We start from the raw sequence: 21,049 nt of genomic DNA, 5'->3' as shown, positions 1-21,049 counted from the left end.
CGATCATGAATGGCGCCGGGGACCGTGTCGATCCCCGGCGCCGGCCATCAACTATTGCGCGGCATCCAGCGCCAGGTTTAGCGCCAGCACATTGACCACCGGCTCGCCGAGCACGCCCAATTCCCGATCCTCGACCTGGCTGTCGACCAGCGCCTTGACCTTGGCTTCGTCGACGCCCCTGGCCTTGGCCACGCGCGGAACCTGGAAATAAGCGGCATCCGGACTGATCTGCGGATCAAGACCGCTGCCGGACGTGGTCACCAGGCCCATCGGCACCGCCGCGTTCGGATTCTCGGCCTTCAGCTTTTCGGCATCGCCCTTGATGCGCTCGATGAGCTTCGGGTTGCTCGGGCCGAGATTGGAGCCGCCCGAGGCGCCGGCGTCATAGCCGTTGCCGGCGGACGAAGGCCGGCCGTGGAAATACTTGTCGCTGGCGAAGGCTTGGCCGATCAGTTCGGAGCCGATCACCTTGCCGTCCTTCTCGATCAGGCTGCCATTGGCCTGGCGCGGGAACAGCGCCTGCGCGATGCCGGTCATGCCGATGGGATAGACGAGCCCGGTCAGCACGGTGAAGAAGACGATCATGATGATCGCGGGTCTGATTTGCTTGAGCATCGGAATGATCCTTATGCAAGGCCGAGGGCCGTGACGGCCATGTCGATTATCTTGATGCCGACGAACGGCACGATGATGCCGCCGAGGCCGTAGACGAGAAGGTTGCGGCTGAGCAGCGCGCCGGCGCCGATCGCCCGATACTTCACGCCGCGCAGCGATAGCGGGATCAGCGCGATGATGATCAGCGCGTTGAAGATGATGGCCGACAGGATGGCGCTCTGCGGTGTCGCCAGATGCATGATGTTGAGCGCCTGCAACGGACCGGTGGTCTGGCCAGGCGCGACGTAGAAGACGGCGAACATAGCCGGGATGATGGCAAAATACTTGGCGACGTCATTGGCGATGGAGAAGGTGGTCAGCGAGCCGCGCGTCATCAACAGCGCCTTGCCGATTTCGACGATCTCGATCAGCTTGGTCGGATCGCTGTCGAGGTCGACCATGTTGCCGGCCTCGCGGGCGGCGACCGTGCCGGTGTTCATGGCCACGCCGACATCGGCCTGCGCGAGCGCCGGCGCATCATTGGTGCCGTCGCCGCACATGGCGACCAGCTTGCCCTTGGCCTGCTCGTCGCGGATCAGCTTCAGCTTGTCCTCGGGCGTCGCCTGGGCGAGGAAGTCGTCGACGCCGGCTTCCGCCGCGATGGCTGCCGCCGTCATCGGATTGTCGCCGGTGATCATCACCGTGCGGATGCCCATGCTGCGCAATTCGGCGAAGCGCTCGCGGATACCGCCTTTGACGATGTCCTTCAGGTGGACGACGCCGAGCAGCCGCCCGTCCCGCTCGACCGCCAGCGGCGTACCGCCCGACTTGGCGACCTCGTCGGCGATCGCCTGCAGTTCGCGCACGGTATCGCTGCCCGGCCGTGTGCCGTGCGTGGCCGATGTCGGCTGGCTGACATAGGTCAGGATCGAATCGACCGCGCCTTTGCGCACCGAGGAGCCGTCTATGTCGACGCCGCTCATGCGGGTCTGTGCGGTGAAAGGCACGAAAGTGGCGTGCAATGTCGCCATGTCGCGGGCACGGATGGCGTATTTCTCCTTGGCCAGCACCACGATCGAGCGGCCTTCCGGCGTCTCGTCGGCGAGCGATGCAAGCTGTGCCGCGTCGGCCAGTTCCTGCTCGGTGACGCCCTTGACCGGGCGGAATTCCGTCGCCTGGCGGTTGCCGAGCGTGATCGTGCCGGTCTTGTCGAGGAGGAGTGTGTCTACATCGCCGGCGGCTTCGACGGCGCGGCCCGACATGGCCAGCACGTTGAAGCGCACCAGGCGGTCCATGCCGGCGATGCCGATGGCCGACAGCAGCGCGCCGATCGTGGTCGGGATAAGCGTCACGAACAGGGCGACGAGCACGGTCACCGAGATATAGCCGCCCGAATAGGAGGCAAAGCTCGGGATCGTCGCGGTGGCCAGTACGAAGATCAGCGTCATGCCGACGAGCAGGATGTTGAGCGCGATCTCGTTGGGTGTCTTCTGGCGCTCGGCGCCTTCGACCAGCGAGATCATGCGGTCGAGGAACGTGTGTCCGGACGCCGCCGTGATACGCACGCGGATCCAGTCGGACAGCACCTGCGTGCCGCCGGTGACCGCCGAGCGGTCGCCGCCGGATTCGCGGATGACCGGCGCGGACTCGCCCGTTATCGCCGCCTCGTTGACTGAGGCGACGCCTTCCACCACCTCGCCGTCGGACGGGATGATGTCGCCGGCCTCGACCAGCACGGTGTCACCGACCTTCAGGCTGGTACCAGGCACCAGCTTGAATTTGGTGCGATCCTCGCCGGCCAGGAGCTTGGCCTGGGTCTCGGTGCGCGCCTTGCGAAGCGAATCCGCCTGCGCCTTGCCGCGCCCTTCGGCGACGGCCTCGGCGAAATTGGCAAACAGCACCGTGAACCACAGCCAGATGATGATCTGCAGCGTGAAGCGCAGGTCGCCGCCCCCGGTGACGAGGTCCTTGACGAACAGCACCGATGTCAGCGCCGACACGACGGCGACGACGAACATCACCGGATTGCGGGCCAGCGTGCGCGGATCGAGTTTGCGGAAGGCGCCGCCAATGGCGGGCCACAGGATGCGGGCATCCATGATGCTGGCTGATTTTAACTGGCTCATTTTGAAGCTCCGGCTTCAGTGTTGGTGTGCGGCACCGGGTGACCGGATGCCGAAAACAGATGGGGAAGCCCGTAGGCCAGCAGCCAAAGCGCGATCATGGCGCCGGCAAGTCCGAGAAATGTCGACATGGTCGGGAAAGGAGGCGGCAGCCCCTCCTTCTCCGGATCGGGCCGATGCCCGGCATTGCGGCGCTTGTTGCTGAACCAGGACATGTCGGCCTCAGAATGTCTGTCCATGGATCATCGCCAGGTGCTCGACAACAGGTCCGACGGCGAGCGCCGGGAAGAAGGTCAGGCCACCGACGATGACGATGACGCCGACCAGCAGCCCGACGAACAGCGGACCGTCGGTCGGGAAGGTGCCGGCCGAGGCGGGCACGGTCTTCTTCGCCGCCAGCGCGCCGGCAATGGCGAGCGCCGGGATGATGACCAGGAAGCGGCCCATCAACATGCCGATGCCGATGGTGATGTTGTACCAGGGCGTGTTGCCGGTGAGGCCGCCGAAGGCCGAGCCGTTGTTGGCCGCCGCCGAAGTGTAGGCATAGAGGATTTCGGAGAAGCCGTGCGGCCCGCCATTGGCGATCGATGCCACCGCGCTCGGCAGCACCACCGCGATGGCCGTGAAGACCAGCATCGCCAGCGGCAGGCACAGGATGGCCAGCATCGCCATCTTGACCTCCTTGGCCTCGATCTTCTTGCCCAGATATTCGGGCGTGCGGCCGACCATCAGGCCGGCGACGAAGACGGCGATCAGGATGAACATCAGCATGCCGTAGAACCCGGCGCCGACACCGCCGACGATGACCTCGCCGAGTTGCATGTTGATGAGCGGGATCATGCCGCCGAGCGCGGTGAATGAGTCATGCATGGCGTTGACCGCGCCGCAGGAGGCGGCCGTGGTGATGACCGCGAACAGCGCCGAGAGGGCGATGCCGAAACGGCTCTCCTTGCCTTCCATGTTGCCGCCGTCGATGCCCAGCGCATGGACCAGCGGATTGCCCGCGGCTTCCGCCCAGTAGCAGACGGCGACGCCAACGATGAACAGCACGCCCATCGAGGCTAGGATTGCCCAGCCCTGGCGCTGGTTGCCGACCATGCGGCCGAAGACATTGGTCAGCGCGGCACCCAGCGCGAAGATCGTCACCATCTGGATCAGGTTGGAGATGGCATCGGGATTCTCGAAGGGATGCGTGGCATTGGCATTGAAGAAACCGCCGCCATTGGTGCCCAGCATCTTGATGGCCACCTGCGAGGCGACCGGGCCGAGAGCGATGGTCTGCTTGGCGCCCTCGAGCGTTGTGGCGTCGATGTAGGGCCCAAGCGTCTGCGGCATGCCGAGCCAGACATAGACCAGCGTGAGCACGATGCAGAGCGGCAGCAGCACGTAGAGCGTGCAGCGGGTCAGGTCGACCCAGAAATTGCCGATCGATTTTCCGGAAGCGCGAGCAAAGCCGCGGATCAGCGCGATCGCGATGGCGATGCCGGTGGCCGCGGAAACGAAATTCTGGACCGTCAGCCCGGCCATCTGCACGAGGTAGGACATCGTGCTTTCACCACCGTAATTCTGCCAGTTGGTGTTGGTGATGAAGCTGGCGGCGGTGTTGAAGGCGAGCGCCGGATCGATCGCGCTCATCCCTGCCGGATTGTAGGGCAGGCTGCCCTGCAGGCGCTGCAGGAAGTAGAGCACCAGGAAGCCCGCCAGGTTGAAGAGCAGCATGGCCACCGCATAGGTGGCCCAGTGTTGTTCTTCCCGGTCGCTGGTTCCGCAAATTCGGTAGAGCTCCCGCTCGAGCGGACCGAAGATCGGTGAAAGCAGCGTGTGATCGCCATTGAAGACGCGGTGCATGTAGCCGCCGAGCGGCTTCACCAGCAAAACGATGATCCCGCAATAGACGAGGATCTGAATCCATCCGTTAATGGTCATGACGGGCTTTCCGTGCGCTGGTCAGAAACGTTCAGGGCGAATGAGGGCGTAGGTGAGGTAAGCGAGCAGGAACAAGGTCACGCCTCCACCGAGCATGTAGTCGACGAGCATGGTTTCGACCCTTCCGCTTAAATTTTGTCGCAGACTTTGACGTAGGCGAGGGACAAAGCAAAAAACAAAACCCCTATGCCGAGAACGATAATGTCCATCTTGCCCGTTCCTTTGTGCCTTGTACTTCGTGCCTTTCCTGGAAAGGCGCGCAATACCGTGAAAACGCCCGTCGCATGTTCATCGACGTGACGTCAAAAACTTGGTTGTGTGGATATGGACCCGATCGCCATAAAGTTTCGAGACGGGGCGAGGCGCAAAGAAATAGGAATTCTATAAAGATTTCCGGACGCCACTCAGCGTCGAAGAACGACTCTCGACGCCATTGTCGGTCTGGACGCCCAACCGCCTTGCGGCCTTGCTGAACTTACGCTAGCGCGGCTCCCGCGTCAGGCTGAGATAGGTCGGATCGAACTCGGCGATTTCCTGGAGCCTGTGCCAGTCCAGGATGGTCACCGTGTGGTTTGCCCAATTGACGACGCCGATTTTGCGCAAGGCACCGATGACGCGGTTCATGTGCACCACGGAAAGACCAAGCACATCGGCCAGTTCGGCTTGCGAGAGCGGCAGATGGAAACTCATGCCGTTGGTGCGTTGCACCACTTGCAGCCGCACGAAAAGCTCACAGAGAAGATGGGCAAGGTGCGATGTCTTGGAGCGGCGGCCCATCGCCACGATCCATTCGCGATGGATGGCGCCGTCGACCAGCGTGTCCAGCCACAGCAGCCGCGTCAGATGCGGCGCTTCCTCGGTGATCGCGCGAAGCCGGCTGTGATCGGCGAACATGACATGGCAGGGCGACATGGCAACGATGCCGTGATCCATGGTCTTCAGCAGGAACGCGTGCAGATCGACGAAATCGCCGGGCACCTGCAGGGAGGTGAACTGCCGGCCGCCATTCTCCAGCACTTTGTAGCGCGCCGCCAGGCCGTCGAGGATCAGGGTCGAATGGGTCGGCCGCGCGCCCGAGGCGACGATATCCTGGCCGACCGCGAAATGCCGCTCGAACGTCATGGCTTCCGCCAGCAGCGCCTTTTCGGCGTCGGAAAGGGCGTCGTGCTGGGCAAGATTCAGATACAGGGATTCCAGCACCGCTATCTCCAGCGAAAGGGCTCAGAGCCGATCGCCAGCTGTTCTGTCGAAGCAAGGGCGGCTGCCGAAGCACTAGGTCCTCGGACGCTGACGGGCATTAACATTTGTTAGAAGGCTCTTATTCGCCAGCGAAGATCATCTCTGATGGAACAACGGCTTAGCCCGCGAATTGTCGATCAAGTCTCTTTTGCAAATCGGGATTCGGCCGCATCATGCCCAGATACTTTCTCGACCTTTACAATGGTGATGGCCTGACGGTGGATGACCACGGTCAGGTCTTCGACTCGCGTGAGCGTCTGCGGCGCGAGGCAATCCTGATCCTGCCCGACATCATTCGCGACGAGATGATCGAGAACGACCGGACGGCCATAACCGTGAAGGTGCGGGACGAGAATGGGCGCCATATCTTCGAGGCATCGCTCGTCATCTCGTCCGGCTGGTGTGATTGACCGCTGTCCGCGCGAACCCGCTGCAAGAAATCGAAAACCCGGCTTGGAGGGTCAAGCCGGGCTTTCGGTGGTGGCCGTACGAACTGGCCGCCACGATCATTGGCACGAACGATCAGGCGGCGTAGCCGCCATAGCCGCGCGCGACGGCGCGCGCCACGATGACGGGTTCGATCTCGGGCCAGAGAATGCCGGTGGCTTGCGCGAATTCAACGAGCGCATGGCGTGCCTCGTCCCTGGTGATGCAACCTTCCAGCGCCAGGCCGCAGGCCTCGACGGCATTGCGGTAAAGCGGACCACGCCGGGAGGTCGTCCAGTTCGTCAGGAAATCGTGCATTTCGGCCAGCGAGGCGATTTCGCGCTTGAAGCCAAGGCCGACGGTCAACGCGACGGGCGAATGAAACAGCTTGTCATGCATGAAATGGGCTCCTGATTGGTCGCAGTGCTCGGAGAGATATCCTGGCGGGATCTGCTGATGAGACGCCGGGAAACGCGCGGAGCGGCGAGAGGTTCCCGAGCAAGCCGGACACTTTGCGGAACGCACGAGTGAACTCCGGAGCGGAGGATGCTGTCCCGTGTATAGCGGTCAACCGGAATGATTTACTGAAAGGAAGACGCTTCGAATTCGCCCTGCTGAGCTAAAGCTTTGGAGGACATCCTGCTTCGTCCAAAGGATCGCGCAAATCCTGCGAAGCTCGAAGAGCGAGGCAGGATGGCGGAGAGAGCGGGATTCGAACCCGCGTTACGGTCTCCCGTAAACACACTTTCCAGGCGTGCGCCTTCAACCACTCGGCCACCTCTCCGTCCTTGCATTGTTCGCGATGGCCGGTTTCGCCGCGCGGGTTGGGGACAATGCGGTCCCTTCAGGGAGCCGGCACGCGATATCAGCGCCGTGGGTGCCGCCAACCAGCAAACACCTTCCCTTGCGCCGGAGCCGTCAAAGCAACAGGCGCGGGGCTCATCTAGTCGATCCCGCGCCGAATGCCAAGCCATAACGACAGTCTATTCGCTTTGCCGGCCACACACTGTTCGACCAGGCCGCAGCCGCACCCGTTTTGGGCCGCCGTCGCCGAATGATGTGCACAGCCAGGGCCGTCAGGCCGGCCGCGCTTGACTTCGCCGCTGGCCACCTGTCGAGTGACGGAGGCTTTGCGGGGGGCATTGTCGCGACGTGACATCAAGCAGTGAACAACCGGGCAGTGGGCAGGCACCAGTCGGGCGCCCAGGCAGCGACCTGTCTTATGTCCCTGTGGGCTGGCTCATCTTCGTCATGGCGTGGTCCGTCTATGGCCTGGCCTCGGCCTGGTGGTTGACCGGCAATTCCGGCCTGCCGGACAGGATCTTCTATTTCCTCCTAGGCGGGCTCGCCGTCGACATCATAACCATCCTGTGGGGCCTTTACCTGCTCGGTCTTGCCTTTGGCCGTTCGGCACGCTTCCCGCGCCAGTTCATCATCTGGCAGGCAGCGACCATCGCCTGGGTGCTGGCGAGGCAGGCCTACGCGCTCGCAATACCCGATTTCGTCTTCTCCGCCAGGAGCCTGCTCATCGGCGGCGCCGAAATCGCCATCGGCCTGCTCTGCATCTATCTGCTGCGCCTCGGTTCCGGCGCCGAGGACGTCTATTCCAGACCGCGGACCGAGGCGCCATCGGTCTTCGTTTCCATCGTCGCCGCCTTGCTCGGCATCATCCTGGGCGCGGTCATCGGGGCCGTTGGTGGCTTCCTGGCCGGCTCGGTGATCGCCGATGTCGCCGAGGTCAGTTGCTTCGAGGGCGGCTGCGGCTATTTCGCCGCCTTCATCGGACTGGCCGGGCTGGTGGTCGGTGCGATCGCCGGCGGCATTCTTGCCGTCTGGCTGGTTCACCGCCGCGGGCGCAAGCCAGTCGCATAGGTTCACAAGGCGCGGTCTTTCAAATTCGCGTATCGCGATTGCGGACGAGCCGCACGCATTCTATTTCTGGTTTAGGGACAAGTGCCGGCGGTCTCCTGGTCAGTGTCCAGGATCGGCCTTGGGAGGGCCTCGATGTTTCGCTTCATTTTTCGTCTTGCGGCCATGGTCGCGCTGTCGGTCTCCGTCATCATGGCGGTGCTCGACACGACGCGCACCGTGGCGGCTTCGACCCTTGTGCTGACCCCGCTCAACGCCAGTTGGCTTGCCGTCTCGCCCGATACGCGGGCGGCCTTCGAAACCTATGTCCGTACCAAGGCCGGTCCGCTGCTGTGGGACGGCGCCATCGCCTGGGTGCTCAATCAGCCGGGCTTTGCCGTCTTCGCGGTGCTGGCCTTCCTGCTTTACGCCATCGGCTACCGGCGGCAGCGACGCACGGGCCAGTTCGCGGCTAACTGATCCATCGATATCGCCCGCGCCGTTTCAGCCACCTCCCGACGGCTTGCACGCAACGATCGGATCGCGGCGTGGCTTGCCCGTGGCACGCTTTTCCAAAAGGTCAAAATTCCACGTGAATTTTGTTTCGGGCCGTGCCAGATTGCCCGCAAGCGGGAGGGGAATACACTCCTGGCTAACGTCGTTTGCCTGCCGGAGAACCGGGCAGACAGACGGTGCGTAACGGAAAAAATAACCGACAGGGTGTGGATCACATGAAACGTATCGTTCTCGGCCTCCTGGCCGCAACCGCAATGGTTCTTCCGGCTTTCGCCGCGGATGTCCAGCCGGCCATCCTCTATGATCTGGGCGGCAAGTTCGACAAATCATTCAACGAGGCTGCCTATCATGGCGCCGAGAAGTTCAAGACCGAGACCGGCACGCCTTATGTCGAGTTCGAAGTGTCCAACGCCTCGCAGCGCGAGCAGGCTCTGCGCCGCTTCGCCGAGGACGGCCGCAACCCAATCGTCATGGCGGGCTTTGCCTGGGAAGATGCGCTGAAAGCGGTCGCGAAAGATTATCCCGACCTCAACTTCGCCATCATCGACGATGCCGTCGATATGCCCAATGTCCGCTCGCTGGTCTTCAAGGAAAATGAAGGCTCCTATCTCGTCGGCATCCTGGCAGGCATGGCCTCGAAGTCGAAGAAGGTCTCCTTCATCGGCGGCATGGACATCCCGCTGATCCGCAAGTTCGAATGCGGCTATGTCGGCGGCGCCAAGGCCGCCGGCGCGACCGACGTGATCCAGAACATGACCGGCGACACGCCGGCTGCCTGGAACGACCCGGCTAAGGGCGGCGAGATCGCCAAGACGCAGATCGACCAGGGCTCCGACGTGGTCTACGCCGCGGCCGGCGGCACCGGCGTCGGCGTGCTGCAGGCGGCGGCTGATGCCGGCAAGCTCGGTATCGGCGTCGATTCCAACCAAAACGGCCTGCAGCCCGGCAAGGTGCTGACCTCGATGATGAAGCGCGTCGACGTTGCCGTCTACACCACGTTCATGGATGGCAAGAACGGCACCTTCAAGGGTGGCGTCGAGAACCTCGGCCTCAAGGAAGGCGGCGTCGACTACGCCATGGACGACAACAACAAAGCGCTGGTGACCGACGAGATGAAGGCCGCCGTCGAAAAGGCCAAGGCCGACATCATCTCCGGCAAGATACAGGTGCACGACTACACGGCCGACAACGCCTGCCCATACTGATCGGCGGCGACATACAGCCATGATCCGCAACCGCCGGGCGCAAGCCTGGCGGTTTTGCTTTGGCAATCGAACGAAGCTTGCAAATGGCATGGAGCGAGGAATGCAGTCAACGATCGACCCCATGCGCGGGCATGACATCGAAGTCGTCGCGCGACTGCGGATTGCCGCCTTCTTCGAGGGCACGGGAAGGACGCTGGAAGAGGATGCGGCAGGGCTCCGCAACCTGCTGACCAGCGACGGCCTTGAAACGGCTCTGGTCGCCCGCGTGAACGATGTGCCCGTCGGCACCTGCCTGCTGGTTCGCCATGAACTGGAACCGGCGCATGATCTGACACCGTGGCTGGCCGGACTTGTCGTAGATGCCGGCCATCGAGGCAAGGGAACCGGCACCGCGCTGGTCAGGGCGATCGAAGCGCATGCGGCATCAGCCGGCGTCGAGATTCTCTACCTCTACACATGGGAAGCGCGTACGTTCTACAAAGCGCTCGGATGGGAAGCCGTCGAGGTTTGCGAGCAGGACGGCGAACCGATGATGCTGATGTCGCGCCGGCTGGCTCAAAGTTTCCCCAAGAGATAACCCAGCGCGAAGGCCGCTATCAGCCCGATGGCAACGACAAGTCCACGCCGGCCGCCAAGCGCGTGCACGCCAATGCCGTATGGTCGTCGGGAAAGGCCCCGGATCACTGTCGGCGACTTGGCCTCGATGCCGCCCAGGCCGGCGTTGCGCATCTGCGGCAATTCGGCGAGGCGTTGCGTGACCAGCGCCCAATGACTGGCGCCGGCTGGTTTTTCGGCACGATCGAAGACATGCATGCGTTCGGCGAGTTGCACCACCGCGTCGCGGAAGGCGGGGTCGATCTCGAGATCGCGCTCGGCCCGTTGGCGCTCGGCATCGCTCATCAGGCCGAGCACATAATCGCCGGCCCTTGCGATGCGGTCGCTTTCACCGGCCATGCCAGGACCCTCCCCTTTTCCTCACCAGTGCGGCGGCTTGGTCACCGGCACATCCGGCGCCGCCTGCTCCTCCAATGCCAGGAAGCGCTCGGTCAACGCATCGAGCTTGCGCTGCATGCGTTCGATCACCGTCCACTGTTCGGCGATCTGGCCCGACAGTTCCTCGATTGTCTTCTCCTGCTCGGCGGCGCGGATTTCCAGCGTCGTCAGCCGGTCGGCGGGCATGATCATTCGCAATCCCTGATCTTGCATCACAATGCCTTGCATCGCGATGCGAATTTCGACCTCGCCATATTAGCGAATGTGCGAGCCCGAGCCACGTTGCAAATTGACAAGCACACCGGGATTTGTCGAGAGTGGATGCTGCCCCGGCCAATTGGCATGGGCGGAGCGTCATGCTAGGCATTTTGACCAAGCGATAAAAAAATAAGAGTGGGACAGGCTGCATGGCGCAAGCCACGATCGAACCGGCCGCAATCGAACTGATCGGCATCAACAAGAGTTTCGGCGCCGTGCGCGCCAACCGCGATATCAACCTGGAGATCGCGCGCGGCACCATCCACGGCATCGTCGGCGAGAACGGCGCCGGCAAGTCGACGCTGATGTCGATCCTTTACGGCTTCTACCAGGCCGACAGCGGCGAGATCCGGGTTGGCGGCAAGCCGGCATCGATCAAGACGCCCAACGACGCGATCGCGCTCGGCATCGGCATGGTGCACCAGCATTTCATGCTGGTCGACAATTTCACGGTGCTGGAAAACATCATCCTCGGCGCTGAGAGCGACGCGCTGCTGAAGCGCAGCATTGCCAAGGCGCGCTCCGAGCTTGACCGGCTGGAACGCGAATACGGCCTGGAAGTCGAGCCAGACGCGATCATCGAGGAGTTGCCGGTCGGCCTGCAGCAGCGTGTCGAAATCCTGAAGGCGCTCTATCGCGGCGCCGAAATCCTGATCCTCGACGAGCCGACCGGCGTCTTGACGCCGGCCGAGGCCGACCACCTGTTCCGCATCCTCAGGCAATTGAAGGACCAAGGAAAGACGGTGGTGCTGATCACCCACAAGCTGCGCGAGATCATGGCCATCACCGACACCGTGTCGGTCATGCGCCAGGGCACGATGGTGGCGACCCGGGAGACAGCCAAGACCACCGTCGAGGAATTGGCCGAACTGATGGTCGGGCGCCGCGTCCTGCTCAGGGTCGAAAAGGGCGAGGCGGAGGCCGGCGGCGTCAAGCTCGCGGTCAAGAACCTGACGGTCAGGGATTCGCGCGGCGTCACCATGGTCGACGACATCTCCTTCGATATCAGGGCCGGTGAGATCGTCGGCATCGCCGGCGTCGCCGGCAACGGGCAATCCGAGCTGCTCGAGGCGATTTCCGGCATCAGGCATGCCGTTTCCGGGTCCGTGATGCTCGACGGCAAACCGATCGATCTGACCGGCAAGGCCGATCCCGGCGAACTGCGCGACCGCGGCCTGGCCCACGTGCCGGAAGACCGCCATCATGTCGGGCTGGTGCTGGCCTTCGAGGAGAACGAGAATTCCATCCTCGGCTACCACGACGACCCCCGCTATCTCAAAGGGCCATTCCTCAACGTCGACGCCATCATGGCCGATGCCAGGGACAAGATCGAGAAATACGACATCCGTCCCGGCAATCCGCGCCTGAAGACCGCCAACTTCTCCGGCGGCAACCAGCAGAAGATCGTGCTCGCGCGGGAAATCGAACAGGACCCCGGCGTTCTCATCGTCGGCCAGCCGACGCGCGGCGTCGACGTCGGCGCCATCGAATTTATCCACAAGCGCCTGATTGCCATGCGCGACCAGGGCAAGGCCGTGCTGGTCGTCTCGGTCGAGCTCGATGAGATCCGCTCGTTGTCCGACCGCATCCTGGTGATGTTCGCCGGCCGTATCGTCGGCGAGCGCGGCCCGGAGGCGACAGAGGGTGAGCTTGGCCTGCTGATGGCGGGTGTCGAGCAGGAGGCTGCCGCATGAGCACGCCTTATGCCAAATTGCCGGCCTGGGCCGACTATGGGCTGATCCCGCTGATCAATCTGTCGGTGGCCTTCATCGTCGCCGGCTTCGTCGTGCTTCTGGTCGGCGAGAACCCATTCCGTGCCGCCGTCATCCTGGTCGAGGGCGCCTTCGGCAAGGGAACAGGTATCGCCTTCACCCTCTTCTATGCCACCACCTTCATCTTCACCGGGCTTTCGGTGGCGGTGGCAGCGCATTGCGGCCTGTTCAACATCGGCACCGAGGGCCAGGCCTACATCGCCGGCCTCGGCATCGCCATCGTCTGTCTTTCCTTCGACAGCACACTGCCCTGGTGGCTGACCTTTCCACTGGCCATCGTGGCCTCGGCGCTCGTCGGCGCATTGTGGGCGCTGATCCCCGCCTATCTGCAGGCCAAGCGCGGCTCGCACATCGTCATCACGACGATCATGTTCAACTTCATCGCCGCCTCGATCATGGTCTACCTGCTGGTCGGTCCGCTGAAACCGGCGGGGTCGCAGGCGCCGCAGACGCGCAACTTCCTCGCCGGCGCCGAACTGCCCAAGCTCAACTGGATCATCGAACTGTTCGGCGCCAAGATCCGCTCGGCGCCACTCAACATCTGCTTCCTGCTGGCGCTGGCGATGGCCTTCCTGGTCTGGCTGCTGATCTGGCGCACCAGGCTCGGCTACGAAATGCGCACCTATGGCCACAGCCCGAAGGCGGCCCGCTATGCCGGCATTTCTGAAACCCGCATCATCATCACCGCGATGATGATCTCGGGCGCGCTGGCCGGCATGATGGCGCTCAACCCGGTGATGGGCGACCAGCACAATGTCGCGATCGACTTCGTGTCCGGCGCCGGCTTCGTCGGCATCGCCGTGGCGCTGATGGGCCGGCTGCATCCGGTCGGCATCGTGCTGGCCGCGATCCTGTTCGGCATGCTCTACCAGGGTGGCGCCGAACTCGCTTTCGAGATGCCGGCGATCAGCCGCGACATGATCGTCATCATTCAAGGCCTGGTCATCCTCTTCGCCGGCGCGCTGGAGCACATGTTCAGGCCCTATATCCAGGCGCTGTTCGCCTCGTTCAGTCCGAGATCGGTCGGCATGGAAGCGGTCAAGGGGAAGGGTGCCTGAGATGGATATCTTCAACGCCATCATCCAGGTGCTGGACTCGACCATCCGCCTGTCCGTGCCGCTGCTGCTTGCCTGCCTCGCCGGCCTCTATTCGGAGCGGGCCGGCATTTTCGACATCGGCCTCGAAGGCAAGATGCTGGTCGGCGCCTTCGCGGGGGCTGCCGCGGCTTCCGTGTTCCATTCGGCGTTTATCGGTCTCGGCATGGCGATCCTGATCTCGGTCGCGTTCGCCATGGTGCACGGCTTTGCCTCGATCACCCATCGCGGCAACCAGATCGTCTCGGGCGTGGCGATCAACTTCGTCGCCGCCGGGTCGACCATCATCCTTGGCCAGGCCTGGTTCCAGCAGGGCGGCCGCACGCCGGCGCTCCAGCCGGGCGAGCGCTTCGAGGCGATCATCTGGCCCGGCGCAGACGCGGCCAGGCAAGTGCCGATCATCGGGCCGATCTATGCCGAACTGATCTCGGGCCATTCCATCCTCGTCTATTTCGCCTTTGCGATGGTGCCGTTCACCTGGTGGGTGCTCTATCGCACCCGCTTCGGCCTCAGGCTGCGCGCGGTCGGCGAGAATCCGGCCGCGGTCGACACCGCCGGCATCTCGGTCGCCTGGCTGCGCTATCGCGCGCTGATGTGCACCGGCATCCTGACCGGCGTCGCCGGGGCCTATCTGTCGATGGTGCAGAATGGCGGCTTCGTGAAGGACATGACGGCAGGCAAGGGCTATATCGCGCTGGCCGCGCTGATCTTCGCCAAATGGAAGCCGGTCAACGCCATGTTCGCCTGCCTTTTGTTCGGCTTCCTCGACGCTGCCTCGATCCGCCTGCAGGGGACACCGCTGCCAATTGTAGGCAAGGTATCGGTGCAGTTCATGCAGGCGCTGCCCTATATCCTCACCGTCATCCTGCTCGCCGGCTTCATCGGCAAGGCCATCCCGCCACGCGCCGGCGGCGTGCCCTACGTCAAGGAACGCTAGGCAACACGCGACAGGCCGGGTTTTGGACACGATCATCGGAGAGAACAACTGAATGTCGCATGATCTGTTCGAAGCGGCCAAGGCCGCAATGGCCAAGGCCTATGCCCCCTATTCCAAGTTCCCGGTGGGCGCTGCCTTGCGCACCGAGGACGGACGCATCTTCACCGGCGCCAACATCGAGGTCGCCTCCTATCCGGAGGGCTGGTGCGCCGAGACCACCGCGCTTGGCCACTACATCATGGGCGGCGGCGGCAAGATCGTCGAAATCGCCGTCCTTGCCGAACGCATGGCCAAATGCTCGCCTTGCGGCGGCTGCCGCCAGCGGCTGGCCGAGTTCTGCCGCCCGGAAACGAAGCTCTATCTCTGTGACGCCTCAGGCGTGGCCGAAACCGTGACCATGGGCGACATGCTGCCCTACGGCTTCCGGGGCGACATCCTGAAATGAAAAGCTCGCTGCCATGACGCAAAAAACGGTCGACCACCTTATCGAAAGACTGGACGGCCTCGCGCCGCCGACCGCGCTGGTGCTGGGCTCGGGCCTGGGCGGCCTGGTCGACCGGATCGAGAATCCGATCCGTGTCTCCTATGCCGACCTCCCCGGCTTTCCCAGGAGCGGCGTCAGCGGCCATGCCGGCGAAGTGGTCGCCGGGGAGTTTGCCGGCACCCCGGTGCTGATGCTGTCAGGCCGCGCCCACTACTATGAGCATGGCAACGCGGCCGCGATGCGGCCGGTGCTGGAAGTGCTTGCCGGCATCGGCATCACGAAACTGATCCTCACCAACGCCGCCGGCTCGGTCGATCCGGGCATGCCGCCGGGATCGGTGATGCTGCTCACCGATCATATCAACTTCTCCGGCACCAATCCGCTGATCGGCGAGCCGAGCGACCGTCGTTTCGTCGGCCTGACCGAAGCCTATGATGCCGGCATGCGCCAGGCGATCGAAAGCGCGGCGAAGGCGACCGGCACGGTGCTGCACAAGGGCGTCTATATGTGGTTCTCGGGCCCCTGCTTCGAGACGCCGGCCGAGATCCGGATGGCGCGCATCATGGGCGCCAACGCCGTCGGCATGTCGACGGTGCCGGAGGTCATTCTCGCCCGCTTCCTCGGCCTGCGCGTCGCCGCCTGCTCGGTCATCACCAATTTGGCCGCGGGCATGACCGGAGCCGAGCTTTCGCACCAGGAAACCAAGGACATGGCGCCGGTTGGCGGATCGCGGCTGGCGACGGTGCTGCAGCGTGTGTTCCGTGACGGGCTGCTGGAGAGCTGATGCTTCCCCAGGAAATCATCCGTCACAAGCGCGACGGCCACAGGCTGGCGCCTCACGAGATCGCCGCCTTCATCGACGGCGTGACGTCGGGCACCGTGACTGACGGCCAGGTCGCGGCCTTCGCCATGGCGGTGTTCTTCAACGGCATGAACCGCGACGAGGCGGTGGCTATGACGCTTGCCATGCGCGATTCCGGCGACGTGCTCGACTGGTCGGATCTGCCAGGCCCCGTCACCGACAAGCATTCGACGGGCGGCGTCGGCGACAATGTCTCGCTGATGCTGGCGCCAATCGTCGCCGCCTGCGGCGCCTATGTGCCGATGATCTCGGGACGCGGCCTCGGCCATACCGGCGGCACGCTGGACAAGATGGATGCCATTCCCGGCTATACCAGCCAGCCCGACATCGCGCTGTTCCGCAAGGCGGTGCTGGAAACCGGCTGCGCCATCATCGGCCAGACCGCCGATCTGGCGCCTGCCGATCGCCGGCTCTACGCCATCCGCGACGTGACCGGAACCGTGGAATCGGTGCCGCTGATCACCGCATCGATCCTGTCGAAGAAGCTCGCGGCGGGCCTCCAATCGCTGGTGCTCGACGTCAAGGTCGGCAACGGCGCCTTCATGGAGAAATCCCGCGACGCGACCGCGCTCGCCAACAGCCTGGTCGAGGTCGCCAGCGGTGCGGGGCTGAAGGTCTCGGCGCTGATCACCGGCATGAACGAACCGCTGGCCTTGGCCGCCGGCAATGCGGTGGAGGTGCGCAATGCCGTCGATTTCCTGACCGGCCGCTTGCGTGACCGGCGACTGGAGGACGTGACGCTGGCGCTTGCCGCCGAAATGCTCCAGTCGGCGGGGCTGGTATCGTCCAACCAGGACGGCATGCGCCGCGCCACCGAGACGCTGGCCAGCGGCCGCGCCGCCGCCACCTTCGCGCGCATGGTGACCGTGCTCGGCGGCCCGGCGGACTTCATCGAAAAGCCGGAGAAATACCTGCCCGAGGCGGCAACGGAATTCGCGGTCAAGGCGACTTCGCAGGGTTTCGTCACTGGCATCGCCACCCGCGACATCGGCCTCGCCGTGGTCGGCCTGGGCGGCGGGCGCACCCGGCCCGATGACAAGATCGATCCCTCGGTCGGTATCACCAGGCTGCTGCCCATAGGCGCGGAAGTAAACGCCGGCGATGCGCTGGCGCTGATCCACGCGCGCTCGCCATCCGATGCGGAGGCAGCCGCCGCAACCGTGCTTTCAGCCTATGCGATCGGTGCGTCGAAGCCGGCCGCCGACAAGTCGGTCATCCGCCGGATTCTGCCGCGCGGCTAGAGCAATCCCAGGAAAAGTATGTAACGGTTTTCCGTCCGGAATTGCGTGAAACGAAGAGCTGGAGCGGACCAGCGATTCTATCTAACACTGAACCTCGCCAGCGGCATCCTACTGGACCAGCAGCAATGTGCCGTTCTCGGCCTGGTATTTGCCGAGCCGGTTGAGAAAACTCATGCCGATCAGATTGGTGCGCAGTGCCTTGTCGTCGAGCACGATCGCCTGCACGCCCTCGACGCTTATGCTGCCGATCTGCAGGCGGTCGATCGTCACCACGGCTGCCTTGATGGTGCCGTTGGCGGTGTTGACCTCATGGCTGAAATCGGAGGGATTGAGCGACAGCCCGATCCGGCGCGCCGTCGAGGTGTTGACCGCCACCAGCGTCGCGCCGGTGTCGATCATGCCGTCGACCTGACGGCCGTTGAGCTTGAAGGTGGACGAGAAGTGCCCACGCCCGTCCGCCGCGACCACGACCTTGCGCCCGGTCGGCAGCGGCGCCACCGGCTTGTCGGGAACGGAGGCCAGGCTGACCTCGGGCTGTGCCTCGGCTTGCGGCTTGGCCGTCACCGCCGATTTCAGCAGGTTTTCGAATATTCGCGGATTCGACTGGTAGACGACCGGGATCGACGCCGATGCACCGGCAAAGACGCTGAGAACAAGAAGCTTGCGCAGCATGGATCGGCCTCGGCGCATGACTCCGAAAATCGGAAGTGATTTTCGGGAAGAGAGCCGATTCACTAGCGCTGGATGGTGTTTGCCGCTTTAATGCGCGCCAAAACCATGTCTTTGCGTAAACGCTTGGTAAATCGTGCCAGGCAACTTTGCCTGGTGCTACTTCGTCCCGTACATGCGGTCGCCGGCATCGCCGAGGCCGGGCATGATGTAGCCCTTCTCATTGAGCTGGCGATCGATCGACGCGGTGAAGACCGGGACGTCGGGATGCGCCTTGGTGAAGCGCTCGATGCCTTCGGGCGCGGCCAGCAGGCACAGGAAGCGGATGTTGGTGGCGCCGCGCTCTTTCAGCTTGTCGATCGCCGCGATCGCCGAATTGGCGGTCGCCAGCATCGGGTCGACGACGATGACCAGCCGGTCGTGCAGATCACTCGGCGCCTTGAAGAAATACTCGACCGCTTCCAGCGTTTCATGGTCGCGGTAGAGCCCGACATGGGCGACGCGGGCCGCCGGCACCAGGTCGAGCAGGCCTTCGAGCAGGCCGTTGCCGGCGCGCAGCACCGAGGCGAAGACCAGCTTCTTGCCCTCGAGCGTCGGCGCCTCCATGGTTTCCATCGGCGTTTCGATCGTCGTCGTCGTCAGTTCAAGATTGCGGGTGACCTCGTAGCCGAGCAGCAGCGATATCTCGCGCAGCAGCCGCCGGAAACCTGCCGTCGAGGTCTCCTTCTTGCGCATGATGGTCAGCTTGTGCTGGACAAGCGGATGGTCGACGACGGTGACGCCCTTCATGATGTTCTCTCCTGATGCGGTGTCGCCCGATGCGCGCGTGCGCGGCAGGCAGCTCGGGAGACCCTAGCGACTATGCGCCGGGCAAGGAACCGCCTGGCTTCACCGGACCACAGATTTCGCCGAAATCAGCGAGAGGCACCATTCAGCCGGGCAAGAAGTGCCGTTTTGGTCTTCCTATCGACGAAAGCCGCCTCGATAGCCGTCCTGGTGACCGCTGCGAGCGCCTTCTCATTCATCGCGAAATGCTCCGCGGCGATATCGTATTCACGCTTCAGCGAGGTCCAGAAATAAGGCGGATCGTCGGAGTTGAGCGTCACCTTGCAGCCGGCGGCCCGCAGGGCCGGGAACGGATGATCGGCGAAACTGTCGAACACCTTGAGCGCGATGTTGGAGCCGGGGCAGCACTCCAGCACGACGCCCTCGTCGGCGATGCGCCGGACAAGGTCGGGGTTTTCGATGGCGCGCACGCCATGGCCGATGCGCGACGGACGGATGTGGTCGAGAGCCGCCTGGACGGTCTCCCAGCCCGTCAGTTCGCCGGCATGGATGGTGATGCCGAGCCCCGCCTCGCGCGCGATCTCGAAAGCCCTGACATAGTCTTCCATGTCACCCATGCGCTCGTCGCCGGCGACGCCGAAACCGGTGACCAGCGGGTGCCCGCAGCGCGCGGCGAAACGCGCCGCCTGTTCGATCGACTCGACACCGACATGACGCACGCCGGTGACGATCATGCGCCCCTCGATGCCGGTCTTGGCCTTGGCGCGCAGCATGCCCTCGCCGAGCGCGTCGGTGTAGGCCTTGGGCGATAGCCCGGCCTTCGCCGCGTGGTCCGGCGACGTGAACACCTCGGAATAGATCGCTCCGTCGCGGGCCAGGCTGGTCAGATAGTGGTCGGCCAGCCGTGCATAATCCTCCTCCGTCCGGAACAGGTCGGCGGAAAAGTCGTAGGCCGCGAGGAAGGAGGTGAAATCGTGCCAGACGAAGGAACCGTTCTGGATATAGGGCGAGGTGTCCTTGCCGTATTTCTGCGCCTGGCGGATGACGAGATCGGGCGCCGCTGCCCCTTCAATGTGGCAGTGCAGTTCCGCTTTCAAAGGCATTCAAACATCCCGTCGGTCAGTCCAGGTCTTGAAAACCCGCCACCTGGAAGCGCGGCCGAACACCGCGCCTTAAACAATAGCGCCCGCACCATCGATCGGCTATGGTCCCGCCGGTTTTATGACGGATCAAAAAAATGTCAGTTGAGAGAACCACGGCCGCCGGCGGCATGGAAACCTCCTATGGTTTCAAGCGTGTAGGGGAAGGCGAGAAGCAGTCTCTGGTCAACGATGTTTTCCACAAGGTCGCCAACCGCTACGACCTGATGAACGACCTGATGTCGGCTGGCCTGCACCGGCTGTGGAAAGATGCCATGGTCGCCTGGCTCAATCCGCCCAAGCGCGCGGGCTGGAAGGTCCTGGACGTGGCCGGCGGGACCGGCGACATCGCCTTCCGCATCGTCGATGCCAGCCATGGCCATGCCCATGCCACCGTGCTCGACATCAACGGCTCGATGCTCGCCGTCGGCCGCGACCGGGCCGAAAAGAAGGGATTGTCCGCCAACACCGATTTCGTCGAGGCCAATGCCGAGGAGCTGCCCTTCCCTGACGCCAGTTTCGACGCCTACACCATCGCTTTCGGCATTCGCAATGTCCCGCGCATCGAAGTTGCTTTGGCTGAAGCGTTTCGCGTGCTGAAGCCCGGCGGCCGGCTCCTGTGCCTGGAGTTTTCCGAGGTCGAGATGCCGCTGCTCGACAAGGCTTATGAAGCATGGTCGTTCAATGCCATCCCCAGGATCGGCAAGATGGTCACCGGCGACGGCGAGCCCTATTCCTATCTGGTCGAATCGATCGCGAAATTCCCCAATCAGCAAAACTTCGCCGCGATGATTTCCCGCGCCGGCTTCGACCGCGTCTCCTTCCGCAATTATTCCGGCGGCATAGCGGCCCTGCATTCGGGCTGGAAGCTTTGAAGCCGTCGTCCATCTCCGACATGCGATATACCTTGTGCCAGTTCGATGAACCGGCGGGGCGG

At 63.7% G+C, this 21,049-nt stretch carries 24 protein-coding genes and 1 tRNA gene; 12 read left to right on the top strand and 13 right to left on the bottom strand.

From position 1 onward, the window contains the following. Positions 1–51 precede the first annotated feature (51 nt). From kdpC to FJ948_RS11130, 6 genes are all read right to left on the bottom strand, one after another. Complete coding sequence (gene kdpC, locus FJ948_RS11155; RefSeq protein ID WP_140704260.1) at positions 52–615, bottom strand: potassium-transporting ATPase subunit KdpC; 564 nt, start codon at positions 613–615, stop codon at positions 52–54. Positions 616–626: 11 nt separating this feature from the next. Continuing rightward, entirely contained in the window at positions 627–2,720 is a 2,094-nt protein-coding gene (kdpB, locus tag FJ948_RS11150) for a potassium-transporting ATPase subunit KdpB (RefSeq protein ID WP_140704259.1), read from the bottom strand. Then, entirely contained in the window at positions 2,717–2,956 is a 240-nt protein-coding gene (locus FJ948_RS11145; protein ID WP_246677503.1) for a hypothetical protein, read from the bottom strand. The genes kdpB and FJ948_RS11145 overlap by 4 nt, the downstream gene beginning before the upstream one ends. Beyond that, positions 2,940–4,643 (bottom strand): potassium-transporting ATPase subunit KdpA, encoded by a 1,704-nt coding sequence (gene kdpA / locus FJ948_RS11140; protein WP_140704258.1) that lies wholly within the window; start codon positions 4,641–4,643, stop codon positions 2,940–2,942. Before kdpA ends, FJ948_RS11145 begins: the two co-directional genes overlap by 17 nt. Positions 4,644–4,664: 21 nt before the next feature. After that, positions 4,665–4,754, bottom strand: a complete 90-nt coding sequence (gene kdpF, locus FJ948_RS11135) for a K(+)-transporting ATPase subunit F (RefSeq protein WP_140704257.1) — start codon at positions 4,752–4,754, stop codon at positions 4,665–4,667. A 369-nt stretch (positions 4,755–5,123) separates the two neighbouring features. Continuing rightward, positions 5,124–5,843 carry a Crp/Fnr family transcriptional regulator gene (locus FJ948_RS11130; protein WP_140704256.1) on the bottom strand — a complete coding sequence of 240 codons (720 nt, stop codon included), beginning with the start codon at positions 5,841–5,843 and terminating at the stop codon, positions 5,124–5,126. Positions 5,844–6,055: 212 nt separating this feature from the next. Here FJ948_RS11130 and FJ948_RS11125 point away from each other — a divergent pair, with 212 nt between their 5' ends. Then, a complete protein-coding gene (locus tag FJ948_RS11125; protein WP_140704255.1) occupies positions 6,056–6,292 on the top strand; it encodes a hypothetical protein in 237 nt (78 codons plus the stop codon). A gap of 112 nt (positions 6,293–6,404) precedes the next feature. On the opposite strand, the gene FJ948_RS11120 is transcribed toward FJ948_RS11125, so the two are convergent. Together FJ948_RS11120 and FJ948_RS11115 are read right to left on the bottom strand one after the other, a co-directional pair. Further along, positions 6,405–6,707: a DUF982 domain-containing protein gene (locus tag FJ948_RS11120; RefSeq protein WP_140704254.1), complete on the bottom strand. Its 303-nt coding sequence runs from the start codon at positions 6,705–6,707 to the stop codon at positions 6,405–6,407. Positions 6,708–7,002: 295 nt separating this feature from the next. After that, a tRNA-Ser gene (locus FJ948_RS11115) sits at positions 7,003–7,092 on the bottom strand. A gap of 467 nt (positions 7,093–7,559) precedes the next feature. Here FJ948_RS11115 and FJ948_RS11110 point away from each other — a divergent pair. From FJ948_RS11110 to FJ948_RS11095, 4 genes are all read left to right on the top strand, one after another. Then, on the top strand, positions 7,560–8,180 hold the full coding sequence (locus FJ948_RS11110; RefSeq protein ID WP_224542070.1) for a DUF2569 family protein: 621 nt from the start codon (positions 7,560–7,562) through the stop codon (positions 8,178–8,180). Positions 8,181–8,312: 132 nt separating this feature from the next. Then, positions 8,313–8,636, top strand: a complete 324-nt coding sequence (locus tag FJ948_RS11105) for a hypothetical protein (RefSeq protein WP_140704253.1) — start codon at positions 8,313–8,315, stop codon at positions 8,634–8,636. Between the two features lie 251 nt (positions 8,637–8,887). Continuing rightward, entirely contained in the window at positions 8,888–9,877 is a 990-nt protein-coding gene (locus tag FJ948_RS11100) for a BMP family ABC transporter substrate-binding protein (protein ID WP_140704252.1), read from the top strand. 19 nt (positions 9,878–9,896) lie between these two features. Then, positions 9,897–10,454, top strand: a complete 558-nt coding sequence (locus FJ948_RS11095) for a GNAT family N-acetyltransferase (protein WP_246677502.1) — start codon at positions 9,897–9,899, stop codon at positions 10,452–10,454. On the opposite strand, the gene FJ948_RS11090 is transcribed toward FJ948_RS11095, so the two are convergent. Continuing rightward, complete coding sequence (locus FJ948_RS11090) at positions 10,433–10,831, bottom strand: hypothetical protein (RefSeq protein WP_140704251.1); 399 nt, start codon at positions 10,829–10,831, stop codon at positions 10,433–10,435. The genes FJ948_RS11095 and FJ948_RS11090 overlap by 22 nt on opposite strands. 21 nt (positions 10,832–10,852) lie before the next feature. Then, positions 10,853–11,059, bottom strand: coding sequence for a SlyX family protein (locus FJ948_RS11085; protein ID WP_181173652.1), 207 nt, complete (start codon positions 11,057–11,059; stop codon positions 10,853–10,855). Positions 11,060–11,292: 233 nt separating this feature from the next. On the opposite strand from FJ948_RS11085, the gene FJ948_RS11080 reads away from it, so the two are divergent. Genes FJ948_RS11080 through deoA form a run of 6 tightly spaced genes read left to right on the top strand, consistent with a single transcriptional unit; the run spans position 11,293 to position 17,518 of the window. Further along, complete coding sequence (locus FJ948_RS11080) at positions 11,293–12,822, top strand: ABC transporter ATP-binding protein (protein ID WP_140705017.1); 1,530 nt, start codon at positions 11,293–11,295, stop codon at positions 12,820–12,822. Continuing rightward, positions 12,819–13,958: an ABC transporter permease gene (locus FJ948_RS11075; protein ID WP_140704249.1), complete on the top strand. Its 1,140-nt coding sequence runs from the start codon at positions 12,819–12,821 to the stop codon at positions 13,956–13,958. Before FJ948_RS11080 ends, FJ948_RS11075 begins: the two co-directional genes overlap by 4 nt. A 1-nt stretch (position 13,959) precedes the next feature. Further along, positions 13,960–14,931: an ABC transporter permease gene (locus FJ948_RS11070; RefSeq protein WP_140704248.1), complete on the top strand. Its 972-nt coding sequence runs from the start codon at positions 13,960–13,962 to the stop codon at positions 14,929–14,931. 52 nt (positions 14,932–14,983) lie between these two features. Further along, entirely contained in the window at positions 14,984–15,376 is a 393-nt protein-coding gene (gene cdd, locus FJ948_RS11065) for a cytidine deaminase (RefSeq protein WP_140704246.1), read from the top strand. A gap of 13 nt (positions 15,377–15,389) precedes the next feature. After that, entirely contained in the window at positions 15,390–16,199 is an 810-nt protein-coding gene (locus FJ948_RS11060) for a purine-nucleoside phosphorylase (RefSeq protein WP_140704244.1), read from the top strand. Beyond that, positions 16,199–17,518 carry a thymidine phosphorylase gene (deoA, locus tag FJ948_RS11055; protein ID WP_140704242.1) on the top strand — a complete coding sequence of 440 codons (1,320 nt, stop codon included), beginning with the start codon at positions 16,199–16,201 and terminating at the stop codon, positions 17,516–17,518. Before FJ948_RS11060 ends, deoA begins: the two co-directional genes overlap by 1 nt. A gap of 108 nt (positions 17,519–17,626) precedes the next feature. On the opposite strand, the gene FJ948_RS11050 is transcribed toward deoA, so the two are convergent. From FJ948_RS11050 to FJ948_RS11040, 3 genes are all read right to left on the bottom strand, one after another. After that, a complete protein-coding gene (locus tag FJ948_RS11050; RefSeq protein WP_140704240.1) occupies positions 17,627–18,190 on the bottom strand; it encodes a TIGR02281 family clan AA aspartic protease in 564 nt (187 codons plus the stop codon). Between the two features lie 156 nt (positions 18,191–18,346). Beyond that, complete coding sequence (gene upp, locus FJ948_RS11045) at positions 18,347–18,976, bottom strand: uracil phosphoribosyltransferase (protein WP_140704238.1); 630 nt, start codon at positions 18,974–18,976, stop codon at positions 18,347–18,349. Between the two features lie 125 nt (positions 18,977–19,101). Then, the gene (locus FJ948_RS11040; protein ID WP_140704236.1) at positions 19,102–20,076 is read right to left on the bottom strand and encodes an adenosine deaminase; all 975 of its coding nucleotides are present in this window, start codon (positions 20,074–20,076) and stop codon (positions 19,102–19,104) included. A gap of 134 nt (positions 20,077–20,210) precedes the next feature. On the opposite strand from FJ948_RS11040, the gene ubiE reads away from it, so the two are divergent. Further along, positions 20,211–20,987 carry a bifunctional demethylmenaquinone methyltransferase/2-methoxy-6-polyprenyl-1,4-benzoquinol methylase UbiE gene (gene ubiE, locus FJ948_RS11035; RefSeq protein WP_140704234.1) on the top strand — a complete coding sequence of 259 codons (777 nt, stop codon included), beginning with the start codon at positions 20,211–20,213 and terminating at the stop codon, positions 20,985–20,987. The last annotated feature ends 62 nt before the right edge of the window (positions 20,988–21,049 follow it).

The organism is Mesorhizobium sp. B2-3-12, assembly GCF_006442205.1.
Classification (GTDB): domain Bacteria; phylum Pseudomonadota; class Alphaproteobacteria; order Rhizobiales; family Rhizobiaceae; genus Mesorhizobium.
Note: the sequence above shows the minus strand (reverse complement) of the source record. Positions and strands in the feature narration are given on the sequence as shown.